Annotated in this window: 7 protein-coding genes; all 7 read left to right on the forward strand. The window is 52.1% G+C overall.

All coding sequences use genetic code 11. The features are described 5' to 3' along the window. Positions 1-56 precede the first annotated feature (56 nt). The 7 genes from pbpC (at position 57) to ACYVI1_RS32275 (ending at position 16534) form a co-directional block, all read left to right on the forward strand. Positions 57-2405 carry a penicillin-binding protein 1C gene (gene pbpC, locus ACYVI1_RS32245; protein ID WP_460915914.1) on the forward strand — a complete coding sequence of 783 codons (2349 nt, stop codon included), beginning with the start codon at positions 57-59 and terminating at the stop codon, positions 2403-2405. A gap of 406 nt (positions 2406-2811) precedes the next feature. Further along, on the forward strand, positions 2812-8316 hold the full coding sequence (locus ACYVI1_RS32250; protein ID WP_460915916.1) for an alpha-2-macroglobulin family protein: 5505 nt from the start codon (positions 2812-2814) through the stop codon (positions 8314-8316). A gap of 155 nt (positions 8317-8471) precedes the next feature. Further along, positions 8472-9830 carry a hypothetical protein gene (locus ACYVI1_RS32255; RefSeq protein ID WP_460915918.1) on the forward strand — a complete coding sequence of 453 codons (1359 nt, stop codon included), beginning with the start codon at positions 8472-8474 and terminating at the stop codon, positions 9828-9830. Positions 9831-9941: 111 nt separating this feature from the next. Further along, positions 9942-10454: a gamma carbonic anhydrase family protein gene (locus tag ACYVI1_RS32260; protein ID WP_460915919.1), complete on the forward strand. Its 513-nt coding sequence runs from the start codon at positions 9942-9944 to the stop codon at positions 10452-10454. Between the two features lie 3 nt (positions 10455-10457). Then, entirely contained in the window at positions 10458-11066 is a 609-nt protein-coding gene (locus ACYVI1_RS32265) for a HupE/UreJ family protein (RefSeq protein ID WP_460915921.1), read from the forward strand. Between the two features lie 313 nt (positions 11067-11379). Then, positions 11380-13770, forward strand: a complete 2391-nt coding sequence (locus tag ACYVI1_RS32270; RefSeq protein WP_460915923.1) for a M1 family metallopeptidase — start codon at positions 11380-11382, stop codon at positions 13768-13770. A gap of 160 nt (positions 13771-13930) precedes the next feature. Beyond that, positions 13931-16534, forward strand: coding sequence for a zinc-dependent metalloprotease (locus tag ACYVI1_RS32275; RefSeq protein ID WP_460915925.1), 2604 nt, complete (start codon positions 13931-13933; stop codon positions 16532-16534). Positions 16535-16594: the final 60 nt, after the last annotated feature.

Consider the following 16594-nt stretch of genomic DNA (forward strand, 5'->3'; position numbering starts at 1 on the left):
GAATAAAACTGAGACGTGCAAATAAACAGAGGGTTTCGCAGAGTAATCGGGTTTAGGTGAAAATTTGGAAAACGATAGCGCAACGGCTGTTAAAATCGCGTTTACTGAAAACGATTATCGGAGCCATATTGATTTTTTTGGCGCTCGATTTGTTCTTTCCAATCCGCCCGAATGTTGCTTACTCAACCGTTATTACCGCCCGCGACGGCTCCATTCTGCACGCTTTTCTGAGCCGCGACGACAAGTGGCGGATGTATAGCGAATTGACCGAAATTACGCCTACACTCCGTGACGCTATTTTATTCAAGGAAGATAAATACTTTCGCTATCACCCCGGTTTCAACCCGGTGGCAATGCTGCGGGCGGCTGGCCGAAACCTGCTAAGCGGTCGGCGAACGTCGGGGGCCTCAACCATAACAATGCAAACGGTTCGCCTGCTCGAACCCCGCCAACGCACCTACAGGAATAAACTGCTCGAATTGTTCCGGGCCGTTCAATTGGAACTGCATTTTTCAAAAGATGAGATTCTGCAATTGTACCTAAACCTGATTCCTTATGGCGGCAACATTGAAGGGCTGAAATCTGCGTCGTTACTTTATTTCGGGAAACCGCCCACGTTGTTAAGCCTGGCCGAAATAACCACGCTGGCGATTATTCCAAACCGCCCATCGAGTCTGCGGCTCGGAACACATAACGCCTTAGTCGTGCAGGAGCGTAACCGCTGGCTGGCTCGCTTCCGGGTAGCTCACCGTTTCAACGAAGCGACGCTTACCGATGCCCTGAGTGAACCCCTGAACGCCTATCGACGGGCCGCTCCCCAACTGGCTCCGCATCTGGCACGCCGACTACTTGCCGAAAATCCGAATACACCAATTATTCGGTCGACCCTAAACCCGACCATACAAGCTACCGTTGAACGCTTAGTGCAACAATACGCCAATCGCATCCGGGCATACACTATTCACAATTCGGCGGTGCTGGTTGTGGATAATTATAAGCGGGAAGTGATGGCCTACGTTGGTTCGGCGGATTTTGGCAATGCCGTCGACGGCGGGCAGGTGGATGGCGTTCGGGCTGTGCGGTCGCCGGGCAGTGCGCTGAAGCCGTTGCTGTATGGGCTGGCCTTCGATGCGGGCATTATCACCCCAAAAACCAAACTGGCCGACGTGCCAACGAACTTCAGTGGCTACCAACCCGACAATTACGACCGTCGCTTCAATGGCCCCGTTACGGCGGAGTTCGCACTGGCTAATTCGCTCAATATTCCGGCGGTCGCCCTGTTAAAAGAAATCGGTACGCCCACCTTGATTTCGACACTGCAAAAAGCCGGATTTTCATCAATTAAGAAACAGGCAAAAGACTTAGGACTTTCGATGATTCTGGGCGGCTGTGGCGTTACCCTCGAAGAAATGACCCGGCTGTATGCCGGCCTGGCGAATGGTGGAAAATTGGAGCCATTGCGGTTTGTCAGTTCGCCTGGCGGAACGGTCAACCTGAAAGACAAACGGCTTCTCTCCCCCGAAGCCGCTTACCTCGTTACCAACACGCTCACCCAAATTACCCGCCCCGACTTGCCCAATAACTTCGATAACAGCTACCACCTGCCGCGTATTGCCTGGAAAACCGGCACCTCATACGGTCGGCGCGATGCCTGGAGCATTGGCTACAACCAACGTTACACGATTGGCGTATGGGTTGGAAATTTTTCGGGCGCGGGCGTGGCCGAACTCAGCGGAGCCAATACTGCCACCCCGTTGCTCTTTCAGCTTTTCAACACGCTGGATTATAATTCGCCAACAGGCTGGTTCCGAATACCAAAAACGGCTACTCAGCTATCATCCCGGCTTATTTGCCCCGAAACGGGCGACATTCCCGGCGAGTTTTGCACGAACCCGGTAACCGATTATTGCATCATGGGCGTATCCCGTTATCGTCGTTGCCAGCACCGAAAGGCCGTTTTTACGAACTCAGCCGGAACGCTGTCGTACTGTGCTCACTGCCGCCCCGACACGGGAACCATACGCCGGTCTTATCCGAATCTATCGCCCGAAGTGACGGCGTTTTATCAAAGTCGGCATCTGCCGGTCGAAACCATTCCTCCGCACAATCCGGCCTGCGAGCGCGTGTTCGGTACTTCAGCAGGCTCGGCTGGCCCCCAGATAACCAGCCCGAACAACGGCAGCGAGTATTTTATAAATCCGAAACAACCGGCTGAGCTGGAGTTAGCCTGTCAGGCTGCCAACGACGCTCAGACTGTTTTCTGGTATCTGAACGATAAACTCTATCGCCGGGTCAGGCCAACCGAAGGTATCTTTTTCAAACCCCGCCCCGGCGTGCTGAAAATCTCCTGCGCCGACGACAAGGGCCGCAGCAGCGATATTCGTATTGTTGTCAGGAATGAGTGATAGACTTTAGCTTACTACATACAAGTAAATTGTTTCATGAATGTAGTTGCATGTTAGCGAATCACTTTTATACATTTGTACCAGATTAGACGACATGTTAATCTGGCCTCTCCTCTCGATATTGCAACCTGCCTTTGGGCGCTGGTGAAGCAGGAAGGCGTAGGAACGGGCTTGCCGCAAATTTACTCTATTGATTTGCAGGGACGATATGCGGGGTCAGCCATCGTTTATCTAAAAAGTGAGGGCAAACGTGTTAGTAAAATCGTTAGCATTCAAACATAACCAGGGCTCGGGATAACTCCGATAGCCAAACAACCGATAAGTAAGTCATCGGTTAAAATATCAGCCCACTCAATAGTATTGAGTGGGCTTTTTCGTCTATATTCGATTCTTCTCCTATAACTCCATGAAAACGAGCTACTCTCGACTCCTTCTCCTTTTCTCGCTTCTGTCTTTTCTCCAGTTCCAATGCGCCCGGTTGCCATTCAACGATGTGTCGGTTGTGGGCCGCAATTTTGATGATGAAGTACAACAAACTCAGAACCTGACCTTTACGCTTAACAAAAACGTTGGCCCAGCAACCCAGTTTGATGAGTGGGATTCAACGCAGTATGTACGGTTCATCCCGGCGGTTCGGGGGCGCTTCAAATGGACGGCCCCCAATGAATTGGTCTTCTCGCCAACACGCGCCTTTGACCCGGCCACGGATTACCGCGCCGAACTGACCGACGATTTGCTCAAGCATTCGACCCAGAGAGACCTGAAAGTATCTGACAATGAAATCACGTTTCATACGCCTTACCTCCAGCTAATTAGCGCCGAAAACTGGTGGGCACGCTCACCGGAAACCGGGCAGCCCGTCGCCAAAACGCGCCTAAATTTTAACTATCCGGTTTCGTCGGCAGAGGTGGCCGCGAAGTTGTCCGTTGCCAGCGAAGATAAACCGTTAACGGTGCAAACCTCATCGTCTGATGCCCAAAACTCGGTGGCGCTCACCCTGACGAATGCCCCGGCAGTGAAAAATGAGCAACCGCTCACCGTAAAGGTAGACAAGGGCCTGAAAGTGCCAAAAACAGCTTTTGTTAGTAAAGAGGTCATCGAAGAAACCAGCACATTGCCCTCGCGCTACAAAATCGAAGTAGCCGACGTGCAAACGAGTTTCGAGAATAACCGGGGCATTGTACGCGTCATTACTACCCAGGAACTACAGCCAGGCAACCTTAGCCAGTTCTACACCATTCAGCCGCAGGCCGAAACAACGGCAGAACTAACCGAAAACGGCTTTGTGATTCGGGGCGATTTTAACGAGACCGACACGTATGTGCTTTCGCTTACCGATCAGATTCGGGGCGTGTTGAGTACGAAGCTGGACGAGCCGGTCTCGCGCGATTTGTTCTTCGGGAAAATGCCTGCCAGCATTCAGTTTGCAACCAAAAAAGCGCTCTATCTATCGGCAAAAGGAGCGCGAAATATTGGCCTGAACATTGTTAATGTGCCCAAAGTGCAGGTTAAAATCGCGAAGGTCTACGAAAACAATATCCTGAATTACCTCCGCTCAAACCGCTACGAAGAATACCGGGAAGACGCCAGTGGTGAATGGGGGCCATCGGGTGCGTTCAATTACAGCGACGATCAGGAAGGCAATCTGAGCGACATACTCGTTAACAAAACCGTTGAAACCAACGACCTGCCCAAAGTGCGGGGTGTTTCGGCACTGAATCTGGCCCTCCCCGACCAGAATAATACGTTCAGGGGCGTTTACCTCGTTTCGGTCGACTCAAAAGATGAAGCGTATTTGCAGGCCAGCCAGTTAGTATCAGTATCGGATATTGGCCTGGTCGCCCGACACACGAAAGATGAGGTGCTGGTTTGGGCTAACTCCATCCGCACCGCCGAACCCGTGCAGGGTGTTGAGATGACACTCGTCAGCAGCAACAACCAATCGGTCTACACCCTCAAAACCGACGCCACCGGCTTCGTAAAATTTGACAAAGTTGGCGAAAAGGCACCTGGCTTTACGATTGCCTTGCTTACCGCCCGAACGGAGAACGATTTTAATTTCCTTTCTCTGCCGGATACTGAAGTTGAAACGTCGCGCTTTGAGGTCGAAGGCAAACACGACAACGAATCTGGGTTCGATGCGTTTGTCTATGGCGACCGCGACATTTACCGACCTGGCGAAACGATTCATTTCAACACCGTTATCCGGTCGCAAACCTGGCAAAGCGTCGGGGAAATACCCGTGCTGATTCGGGTGTTAGCACCCAATGGGCGCGAGTTGCGAACGTTCCGAAAAACCACCAACGCCCAGGGAGCCGTAGCCACTGATGTGCCGCTCAATCCAGCCGCCGTAACAGGCAGCTATTCTATCGAAGTCCTCAATGCGAACAACGTACTGTTGACATCGCAGGCGGTAAGCGTGGAGGAGTTCGTTCCCGACCGGATAAAGGCAGATGTGGTGACCGACAGATCGAGTTATAAATCGGGCCAGACGATTACACTTTCGGCAACGGCCATGAATCTGTTCGGGCCACCCGCATCTGACCGGGCCTATGAAATGGAACTTCAACTTAAGCGGAAAGTCTTTGCGCCCAAAGGATTTGGTGACTATGACTTTACCATTCCAAACGGGCCGGCAGTTACTCCCGGCGACGATGCGGCACAAAAGGATGTTTTCCCGAAAGAACTCCGGCAGGGCCGCACAAACGCCAACGGCCAGGCTACCGAAAAATTCCCCATTTCGCCCCTTTACCAGGACATTGGCCTGCTCGAAGCTAAACTATTCGTGACCGTTTTTGATGAAAATGGCCGCCCCGTCAACCGACTCAGGCGCCTGGATGTGCTGACCCAGGAAACCTTTTTCGGGGTTCGACTACCCGACCGCTATGTAGCGACCAACGCGCCCATTGCCGCCGACCTGGTCGCTCTCGACCCAGCCGGAAATCCACGAACATCGGCGTCGGCTACAGTCGAAGTGGTGCGCTATGAGTATCAGACCGTTATCGAAAAGAACGAAGACCGGGTTAAGTACACGACGAAGCGACGCGAGAAGCAGGTGTATGCAAACAACCTCATTTTCAAGGGCGGAAAAGCCAATCCAGGCCGGGCTGCCTTCCGGTATGTGCCCACCGTTTCAGGAGAATACGAAATCCGGGTTCGGCGGCCCGGTGCAGGTAGCACGAGTTATACAGCAACCAGCTTTTACGCCTACGGCTATGGCAGCACATCGGCCTCGTCGTTTGAGGTAAGTCAGGAAGGCCAGGTGCTGATGACGCTCGATAAGCCAGCCTATCAAACGGGCGATAAAGCCAACATACTCTTTAAGGCCCCATTCGATGGGAAACTGCTCGTGACTGTCGAGCGGAATCGCGTACTGGAACAGCATTGGCTAACTACCAAAGACAAGTCGGCAGAATGGAGTTTTTCGGTCGGCAGTGAACACCTGCCCAACGTGTACGTTACGGCTACGCTCATTCGAGCCATCGACAAGACGAACCTGCCGCTAACGGTGGCGCATGGGTTTGCGCCCGTAGCGGTGCAGGACGATGACACGAACCTGCCTGTAACGATTACGGCGACGACCCAATCGCGCTCAAAAACCAAACAAACGATTCGAGTCAAAACGGCCAGCAATGCTCAGGTTACGGTGGCGGTTGTAGATGAGGGCATTCTGCAACTCAAGAACTTTAAAACGCCTGATCCCTACGGCTTTTTTTACCAGAAACGCGCGCTTGAGGTGGGCAGTCACGATTTGTATGCCTTACTCTATCCCGAACTTTCTCTCCAGTCGCGGTCGAGCGTTGGGGGCGATGGGTATGATTTGGAACGACGGGTAAATCCGCTCAGCAATGGCCGGGTCCGCTTAGTAGCCTTGTGGAGCGGCATTTTAGAAACAGGTTCTGATGGTGAAGCAGAGTTTTCAGTGGATGTCCCACAGTTTTCGGGCGATTTGCGGGTAATGGCCGTTGCCTACAAAGACAATGCGTTTGGGTCGGCCAATAGCAACATGAAAGTAGCTGACCCAATTGTAATCAGCACCGGCGTTCCCCGATTTCTGACCCCCGGCGATCAGGTCGAACTGCCTGTCAACCTGAGCAATACGACCAAAAAACCCGCTACTGTTACGGCCCGGTTAAGCTTAACCGGGCCGCTGGCAGTAGACAGTCTGAGCACGCAGAAACTCACCATTCAGCCTGGTCGCGAAAGCCGCACTATTTTCCGGATACTGGCCAGACAGGCCATTGGAGCCGGAGTTATCACGGTGACCGTCAACGGGCTTAATGAGACATTTACCGAAAAAACAGACGTAACGGTTCGTCCGGCGGCCTCGTTGCAGAAAACAACCCTGGCGGGAGCGGTGGCTGGTGGAAAAACGCAGATACTGCAATTGGCTTCTAACTTTCTACCCGGAACGGCGCGGGCAAGTGTAACACTGAGCCGATCGCCGGTGGCGCAGTATGGGCGTGAACTATCATATTTGCTGGGATACCCGCACGGCTGCATTGAGCAAACAATCTCAAAAGCGTTTCCGCAATTGTATTTTGCTGATTTAACGAAGCAATTATCAGCCAATACGTACTTCGTTCGGGCAGGCGACAGCGATCTGAACCCGGCTACCAACATTCGGCAGGCAGTGCAAACGATTGAAAGTCAGCAGACAGCAAATGGTGGCTTCACGATGTGGCCGGGTATGGCTGCCGTGTCCGGCAAATCAACTGTCGATGAGTGGGCGTCGGCCTATGCTGTTCATTTCCTGGCCGAAGCCCAGGAAGCAGGATATGAGGTTCGCGCGTCGGTACTGAGTTCGGCGATTGATTTTCTAACCACGTTCACAAATACGCCCGCTACCGAAAATGCGGTTGCATTCGATGAAGCAGGCGGCCGAACGGTCCGGAAAGTAGTTAGCCGAACGAGTATCTACGCGCTGTATACGTTGGCTGTTGCGGGCAAGCCGAATCGGTCGGCGATGAATTATTACAAGCAAAACGCCGGTCTGCTTACCTCCGACAGCCGTTATCTGCTGGCTTCGACGTTCTTCCGGGTTGGCGACACGCGCAGTTACGCGGCCCTGCTGCCTAAACGTTTCACGGATAATACCACCGGTCGGCAAACGGGCGGCAGTTATGCCTCGCCCCTGCGTAACCTGGCGCTGGTACTCGACGCATTAGTTGACACCGACCGCGACAATATTCAGATTCCGGCACTGGCCCGGCAGTTAGCAGCCGCGCTGAAGCAGTCGAACTATGTCAACACGCAGGAAGCCGCGTTCGCCTTTCTGGCGCTCGGCAAATTGGCTCGCCAAACGGCCAACAGTACCGCCACGGCTACGCTCACCGCAGGCGGCAAATCAATTGGTACGATGAGTGACGCACCTCTGAATTTGAAACGGGTACCAACGAACGCACCACTCAGCCTGAGCGCGAAAGGTTCGGGAAATGTTTATTATTTCGCCCAGAGTGAAGGGATTCCTGCGAGTGGAAAAATCGCCGAAGAGGATAATGGCCTGCGGGTGCGCCGGGAATACCTGAATCGGGAAGGGCAGCCAATGGGCGACATCCGGCAGAATGACCTGGTCGTTGTACGTGTTACGCTCCTTAGTACCAACGGCCTGAACGTAGAGAACGTGGTGGTAACGGACCTGCTTCCGGCTGGCCTGGAAGTTGAGAACCCACGCCTGACTGAACCGCGCGACATGCCCTGGATTAAAAACCCAGCGAGTCCCGACCATTTCGACCTGCGCGACGACCGGATTAATTTCTACACCACAGCGACGGAGGCCGAACGGACGTTCTATTACTTAGCGCGGGCCGTCTCGAAAGGTCGCTTTGTGGTTGGCCCAGTTTCGGCAGACGCCATGTATAATGGCGAGTACCGGAGTTACAACGGAGCGGGAACGGTTACGATTCGATAAAGCAAACCGGCTTTATGTGACCATTATCTTGTTCTGTAGCAATTGTTTAGACAAATGCCAACATTTGCTTTACATCATTAGTTATTCAGAGTAAACCTGATCAGCTACGGTTTATAGCCTGTTTCTGTCGATATTCTTAGTATAAATACAACGTTATGAAAAGGAAAATATGGGTGGTAAGTGCCTTTCTGGCCGCCACGGTTAGTTTATCGTCCTGCGCTTCGGTTGAGGGTTGGCTTTATGGCGGCTCAAAAAACAGCCGTGAGGACATCGTACAGCGCGACCGCACCAGTAACTCCCGCGACAGCCGGAACTCACGAAATCGCACCACCGGCAGCGACGACGAAGGTGGTTTATTCAGCCGCCGAAATCGCGATGACGACCAAATGGGCCGTAATGATTCGCGGGGCGGGTCAACTGGTTCGTATCGGAATCCCTACAGTAATTCGTATCGCTCATTGGATGACCGGGATGACCAACCAAACCGCTTATCGGGCAGCGACTCGTATAACAATCGGTACAATAGCCGGCGGAATGATGACCGGGATTCTTACAGCAGCCGCTCCGGTGATTCCCGATATGATGACTCAAATGACCGGTCTTCTAGAAGTCGGAATTCGAATAATGACCGGTATAACGACAGATCGTATGACAGCCGCAATTCATCTAATGACCGCAACGATAGCCGCGATTCCTACAATAGCCGGTCTGACAATGATCGGTATAGTGATCGGAACGATAATCGGACTAATGATCGCCGGTATGATGACCGTAGTTCATCCAATGACCGATACGACAGCCGCCGGAACGATGATCAGATGAGTTCGAACCGGGATAGCCGCCAGAGTGATGATCGGAATGACCGCTACGACGACCGGCGTACTTCGGACCGGCAGTATGATGATCGCGATAATCGTAACATGAATGGCAATCGCCGTTCGGATGACCGGATGAGTTCGGACCGGGATGTGCGTCAAAGTGATCGCCAAAGCATGAATCGGGACGACCGGGATGCGAACGCCACTTATCGGAGCAACCGGAATGATGATCGTCGGAATGGCGATTCCATGACGAATCAGGATAGCCGCCAGAATGATGACCGTAATCAGGACAATCGCGACAGCCGAAGCAATCAGGATAACCGGGATGCTATGAGCAATCGGGATAATCGCCAAAGCGACCGGACGGATAGCCAATCGGACAACCGCTCATCAGACCGCGACCGGCGCGACCTGACCGACCGTATATCGGAGCAGATGGATAAGGTTGACAAACAGCTTGATGAAGCCAAAGCGGAGGTCAAAGACGAAAGCCGCAAAGATCGCAAAAAACGGGAAGATCGGGTTAAAGACCTCGAAGACAAACGCCGTCAATTAGCGGACTCGTATTATAAAGTTCAGCGGTCGAAGTCGGATGAGTTCGATAAAGTCAAAAAAGAAACCAACAAACTCGTTGACGACATCGGCGATTCTATCGACAATGCGATGAATAAAGTAAAGGATGACAAAAAGTAGACAGGTATTCAGCAAAAAATGGGAGCGGATTCATGAATCCGCTCCCATTTTTTATTAGCGGGCATCCAGAAGTTGTCTTATTCCAAATTGAGTTCATAGTAACTTTGCGCGATGGCATTGATAAAATCAGTTCGGGGAATTATGCCCCAATTTGGCGAGAACTGCTGGTTTGCGGAGAACGCAACCCTTGTTGGTGAGGTCAGTATGGGCCGCGATTGTACGGTTTGGTTCAACGCCGTTGTGCGGGGCGATGTTAACGCCATTACCATCGGCGACCGCACCAATATTCAGGACGGAGCCATAATCCACTGCACCTATCAGCGGTTTAAAACGACCATTGGCAGTTATGTTTCCATTGCCCATAATGCCGTTGTTCACGGTTGCACACTGGAGGATGATGTGTTGATTGGCATGGGTGCTATTGTTATGGATGGAGCCGTTGTTGGGGCGGGCAGCATCATTGCCGCCGGAGCCATTGTTACCCAGCACACCCTTGTACCGCCTGGCTCCATTTATGCAGGCAATCCGGCGCGGCTACTGAAAGCTGTTTCGCCTGAACAGACCGAGATTTTCAGGCGAACGGCCAATAACTACGTGATGTATGCCGAGTGGTTTAAGGAATAAGCCATGGATGACGTTCTCATTTACCTTCGCTTAGGCTTCGACCACATCACCGACCCCGGCGGTTATGACCACATTCTGTTTATCATAGCCCTCTGTGCCGTGTACACGGTTCAGCAATGGCGGCAAGTGCTTATGCTGATTACGGCTTTCACCATCGGGCACTCCATTACACTGGCTCTGGCAACACTACAGCTTATCCACGTTGATACCAAGCTGATCGAATTACTGATTCCCATTACCATTCTGGTTACGGCTGGTACCAACTTCTTCTATGAGGAACCTAACCCGCGCAACGGGCACGCCATTCAGCGACCGAATCGCTCCTGGCGCTATGGGCTTGCCCTTTTGTTCGGGCTGATCCACGGTATGGGATTTTCTACTTATCTGCGGAGTCTGTTAGGGCGAAAGGCCAGCATTGCAGGACCGCTACTGGCCTTTAATAGTGGTCTGGAGCTTGGACAGTTGGTTATTGTTGGGCTTGTATTGGCCGTATCTTTCGTGTCGCTCGGCCTGCTGCGAAGTAGTCGACTACGCTGGACGCTGATTATATCGGGTATTGTAGCGGGCATGGCTCTGTCGCTTATTATCAGCAATGAGTACTTTACAAAGTGAGGCAATTGTTTCGCGGCTAAGACGGGGTTAGCGTTTTGGGGCAGATAAAACATACCCTTAAATTAGCGCTAAGGCTTTATATTCACCTAAAAACGTGTTCTATTCGTTTGCCTGAATTTATACCAGGATCTGTATCCGTCAGACAGTTAGGGATCATCATGGGATAGTAGCCTAACTCCTGTCCCCTATGCGATAACTATTCCATAACCAGAACGTTTACACTTAAAAGGCTTTTTCTACCAGTCCAGAACAGAAATCGGTTCAGGGTCTTTGCGTATTTTTACACTTCTTTATCAACAACTATTCTTATCCAATGCGAAAGATAATTTTGCAAATATTGAGTTTTGCCATATCGGCAGGCTCTATTGAGGCACAGACGCCGACCCCGCCCACCCAAAATGCCAACACGCGCTTTGAGCAGCTTGGGCCAATGTTACCTACGCCCAACACATTCCGCACGGCGGCTGGCGCACCCGGAAAAGATTATTTCCAGAACCGAGCCGATTACGACATCAAGGTTGAGTTGGACGACGCCAATCAGAAGATAACCGGAACGGAAACCGTCACCTATTATAACAACTCAACCGACGCACTACCCTATATCTGGCTGCAACTTGATCAGAATCATTTAAAGGAAAATTCAATAGGCTCATTAACAGAAAACAGTCAGATAAATACGCAGGGGGCAAGTTTCAATCAACTTCAAACCTTTAATTCACCTGACAAGGTAAAATTAGACCCTAAGAAACAATACGGGTATAAGATTACCGCCGTTAAGGATGCCAAATCAGGTACAGCCCTGAAGTACACTGTCAACCAGACCATGATGCGGATTGACCTGCCAGCGGCCCTAAAGCCCGGCGGCAATTATTCGTTCAACGTAGACTGGAATTACTTTATTACTGAATATTATGGCCGCAGTGGGATGGAGTTCTTCGCAAAAGACGGCAACTATAATTACTTCATTGCCCACTGGTTCCCGCGTTTATGTGCTTATAACGACGTTAACGGCTGGCAGAACAAGCAATTTCTGGGACAGGGCGAATTCACGCTTATTTTCGGCAACTACAAAGTAGCCATCACCGTTCCCAACGATCATATTGTGGGGGCTACCGGCGAATGTCAGAACTACAGGCAAGTCTTGACGCCTACGCAGCAGAAGCGCATGGCGCAGGCTTCTACCTCGAAAACACCGGTCGTTATTGTTACGCAGGCCGAAGCTGTGGCCGCCGAGAAAGCGAAACCCGCTGATGCGAAGGGGAAGAAAACCTGGGTGTACACGGCTCAGAATGTGCGGGATTTCGCCTTTGCCAGCAGCCGCAAGTTTATCTGGGATGCCATGCAGACCGATGTGTATGGCGATGGCCACAAAATCTGGAGCATGTCGTTTTATTCCAAAGAGGGCAACCCACTTTGGGGTCAGTATTCCACCCGCGCCGTTGAGCACACGCTGAAATCGTATGGTAACCGCACCATCAAATACCCCTATCCAGTGGCTATTTCGTGCCATTCAATCCCTGGCGGGGGCATGGAATACCCAATGATTTCGTTTAACGGTGGTCGACCCGAAGCCGATGGCACCTATTCAGAACAAACGAAAGCCGGTATGATTGGCGTCATTATCCACGAAGTTGGTCACAATTTCTTTCCCATGATTGTTAACTCCGACGAGCGGCAGTGGACCTGGATGGATGAGGGCCTGAATACCTTTTGTCAATATCTGGCAGAGAAGGAATGGGACTATAATTTCCCAACCCGGCGTGGCGAGCCAAATCAGATTGTGGACTACATGAAGTCCGATAAATCAGTACTGTCACCCATCATGACATCTTCCGACAACGTGATCAGCCTCGGACCGAATGCCTACGCCAAACCTGCTACGGCGCTCAACATTCTGCGCGAGACGGTGATGGGTCGGGAACTATTCGACTATGCCTTCAAAGAATATGCCCGTCGGTGGGCGTTCAAAAGCCCTGAACCGGCCGACTTTTTCCGCACGCTGGAAGATGCATCCGGCGTTGACCTCGACTGGTTCTGGAAAGGCTGGTTTTTTGGAGTAGAACCCGTCGACCAGGATTTAGCCGAAGTAAACTGGTATCAGGTCAATTCGGGCGACCCCGAAATAACCAAAGCGAGCGCCCGTGCAGAAGCCAAACGCCGGGCTGGTACGATTAGCAAACAACGCGATGGAGCTACCCAGGCTGAAACCGTTGTTGCCAAAGATTCGACCATGAAGGATTTCTACAATAGCTACGACCCGTATACGGTGACTGATGCCGATCGCAAAAAGTACCAGGACACGCTGGCAACACTGACCGAAGACGAACGCAACATCATTAAAACCTACAGCGGCACTAATTTTTATACCTTATCGCTCAAGAACAAAGGGGGTCTGCCGATGCCGGTCATCATTCGGATGCAATTTGAGGACGGTACAGATTCGGTCGCCCGGTTTCCCGCCGAAATCTGGCGATTTAACGATGTGTCAATCAGGAAAGTGATTGTTACCACTAAGAAAGTAACGCAGTGGACGCTTGACCCCTATCAGGAAATTGCTGACATTGATACCGGGAATAATTCGTTCCCACGGGTGGCCCAGCCGACCCGTTTTCAGTTGTTCAAGCAGCGGAGAGCTACCACCGCAAATCCTATGCAACAGCAGAGCAAACAACCTCCGGCTATGCAGGGAAGCGGCAAGAATTGATGCCTTGCACCGGCCCAGGTGTAAACCCAGTTGCTGATACATTAGATCCGACTTCAGGCGAATCCGGCTAAACCCAAAAACCGTCTTTAACCTACTATATAGGTTGAAGACGGTTTTTTTGTGATATTACTGGCTGGAACTAACTACTCGTCTTCGATCAATGAAAACCACTGCCACATTTCTTTTGCTTTTACTTCTGCTCGGACTTACTGGCAGGCTGGGTGTATTGGCCCAGGCCCCAACGCCACGGCCTACTCAGCCCACATCGCCCACCATGACACTTCCGGCGTCGGCCACGGCTACTCCACCCGCTGTGACTACGGTAGTGGCCGCACCTAAAGTGCCCATAAAGCCTTACCGAGACGTGATTACGTCCGCTGCCCAAACCAGCCGGGGCTTGTTTACAGCCCATCGGGTCGACGACAAATATTATCTCGAAATTCCTGATACCTTGCTGGGACGCGAGTTCATGGCCATTACGCGCATTGCCAAAGCGGCTACCGGGGCGGGATATGGTGGCGAACTGGCCAACCGGCAGGTGTTGCGTTGGGAGCGCGGGCCTGACAAGCGGCTTTTGTTACGCGTCGTGAGTTATATTAACGTTGGCAACGATACGCTGCCCATTTCGCAGGCCGTTCGCAATTCCAACGTCGAGCCAATTGCTGCGGCATTTGACCTGCGGGCGGTTCGTAAAGACAGCGTATCGGCATCGGTCATTGAGGTAACCGACTTCTTTAAGGGCGATAACCAGGTCGTGTCCATCAATCCGATCACCAAATACCGGTATCGGCTGACAGCGTTGGCCCCGGAGCGGTCGTTTGTGCAGCGCATTCGCTCCTATCCCATCAATACAGAAGTGATGGTGACGAAAACATTCACAGTGAACACAACGCCGGTTGTTCCTTCGCCGGTGCCATCGCCCTTGCCCACCGTAGCGCTGCCCGTAGGCACTGAGGCTGGAGCGGTAACCATGGAAATCAATACGTCGATGATCCTGCTGCCCCGCACCCCCATGCGAAAACGATTTTTCGACAGTCGGGTGGGTTATTTCGCGAACAGCTACACGGTCTATGATGACGCTTCGCAACGAACCGAGGATCAGACCTTTGCCGTGCGCTGGCGGCTGGAACCGAAAAATGCCGCCGATGCCCAGCGACAAAAAGCAGGCGAAGCCATTGAACCCCGCAAGCCAATTGCCTTCTACATCGACCCGGCAACGCCCCTCAAGTGGCGGAAATTCCTGAAGTTGGGCGTTGCCGACTGGCAGGCAGCCTTTGAAAAAGCAGGCTGGAAAAACGCAATTATGGCCAAAGACTGGGACAGTAAAGACACAACCCTGAGTCTCGAAGATGCCCGGTACTCGGTTATTCGCTATTTCGCATCCGATATTGAGAATGCCTACGGACCAAACGTACACGATCCGCGCTCAGGCGAAATTATTGAGAGCCACATTGGCTGGTATCATAACGTCATGAATCTTTTGCGGAAATGGTACATGGTGCAGGGGGGAGCCGTCGATGCCCGCTCGCGTAAGCCCAGGTTCGATGATGAACTGATGGGGCAGTTGGTGCGGTTTGTCTCGTCGCACGAAGTGGGTCATACCCTGGGCCTGCGGCATAACTTTGGGTCGAGCCACGCAACACCCGTTGAAAAGTTACGCAATAAAGAGTATATCAGCCAGTATGGTCATACGGCTTCCATCATGGATTATGCCCGTTTTAACTACGTAGCTCAGCCTGAAGACAGCATCCGGGATCTCTTTCCACGCATTGGGACCTATGATATGTGGGCGATAGAATGGGGCTATAAGCCGATTTATGACACCCCAACGCCCGAAGCGGATAAAAAGATCCTGAATAACTGGGTGAAAAAACACGCTGATGACTCCCGCTACTGGTTCGGCACTGAAACGAACCCGCTCGATCCACGTTCGCAAAGCGAAGACCTCGGCGACAATGCCATGATTGCCAGTACCTACGGCATTAAAAACCTAAAACGTATTTTACCCAACCTGCCCCAGTGGACGCGGGAAGAAGCGGAAGATTATGATAAGCTACGGGAAATGTATGGCGAAGTGACAGCACAATTCCGGCGATATATGGGCCACGTGACCAAATACGTCGGCGGTGTTTACGAAACGCCCCGCACCTACGACCAAACGGGGGTTGTGTATGAACCCGCGCCCCACGCCCTGCAAAAAAGTGCCATGACCTTTCTGAATCAGCAGTTGTTTCAAACGCCGAAATGGCTCCTGGATGCCAAAATCATGCAACTCGTGCGCCCGGATCAGGGCGTTGATAACCTGCGTACCTTGCAGGAAACGACCCTGAATAGCCTCATGGACGTAGGAAGGCTTACACGGTTGATCGAAAACAGCAGCCGTTCCACGAAGGCCTACAGCCTGGACGAGTTTATGACGGACCTGCAGTCTGGCATCTGGCGCGAACTGAAAGCCGGGCATTCCATTGATATCTATCGCCGGAATCTGCAAAAGGTACACGCGGAGAAATTAATGTCAATGCTTACCCCATCACCAACACCGCCCCCGGCTGCCGGTTTCAGTGGTAACGGTTTTCGGTATAATGCCGGTCCCATCACCGATATTCGTAAATCCGATATTATGTCGGAGGTACGGGCGCAGTTAGTTAACCTTCAACGAAGCATCAGGACCGCCCTGCCCCGGCAAACCGATAAGATGAGCCGCTACCACCTGAGCGACGTATTAGCCCGGATTACAACTGCATTAGACCCTAAACGGGGGTAAAAAATCATTTTTCCGTTCGACCCTTTGACAATTAGGCACACTTTGCTACTTTTACATTCT

Source organism: Spirosoma areae (assembly GCF_054781775.1).

What these genes read in the sequence shown, in the direction of transcription:
- ACYVI1_RS32250 (WP_460915916.1), top strand. Translation starts at nt 2,812, where the DNA reads ATGAAAACGAGCTACTCTCGACTCCTTCTCCTTTTCTCGCTTCTGTCT.
- ACYVI1_RS32255 (WP_460915918.1), top strand. Translation starts at nt 8,472, where the DNA reads ATGAAAAGGAAAATATGGGTGGTAAGTGCCTTTCTGGCCGCCACGGTT.
- ACYVI1_RS32260 (WP_460915919.1), top strand. Translation starts at nt 9,942, where the DNA reads ATGGCATTGATAAAATCAGTTCGGGGAATTATGCCCCAATTTGGCGAG.
- ACYVI1_RS32265 (WP_460915921.1), top strand. Translation starts at nt 10,458, where the DNA reads ATGGATGACGTTCTCATTTACCTTCGCTTAGGCTTCGACCACATCACC.
- ACYVI1_RS32270 (WP_460915923.1), top strand. Translation starts at nt 11,380, where the DNA reads ATGCGAAAGATAATTTTGCAAATATTGAGTTTTGCCATATCGGCAGGC.
- ACYVI1_RS32275 (WP_460915925.1), top strand. Translation starts at nt 13,931, where the DNA reads ATGAAAACCACTGCCACATTTCTTTTGCTTTTACTTCTGCTCGGACTT.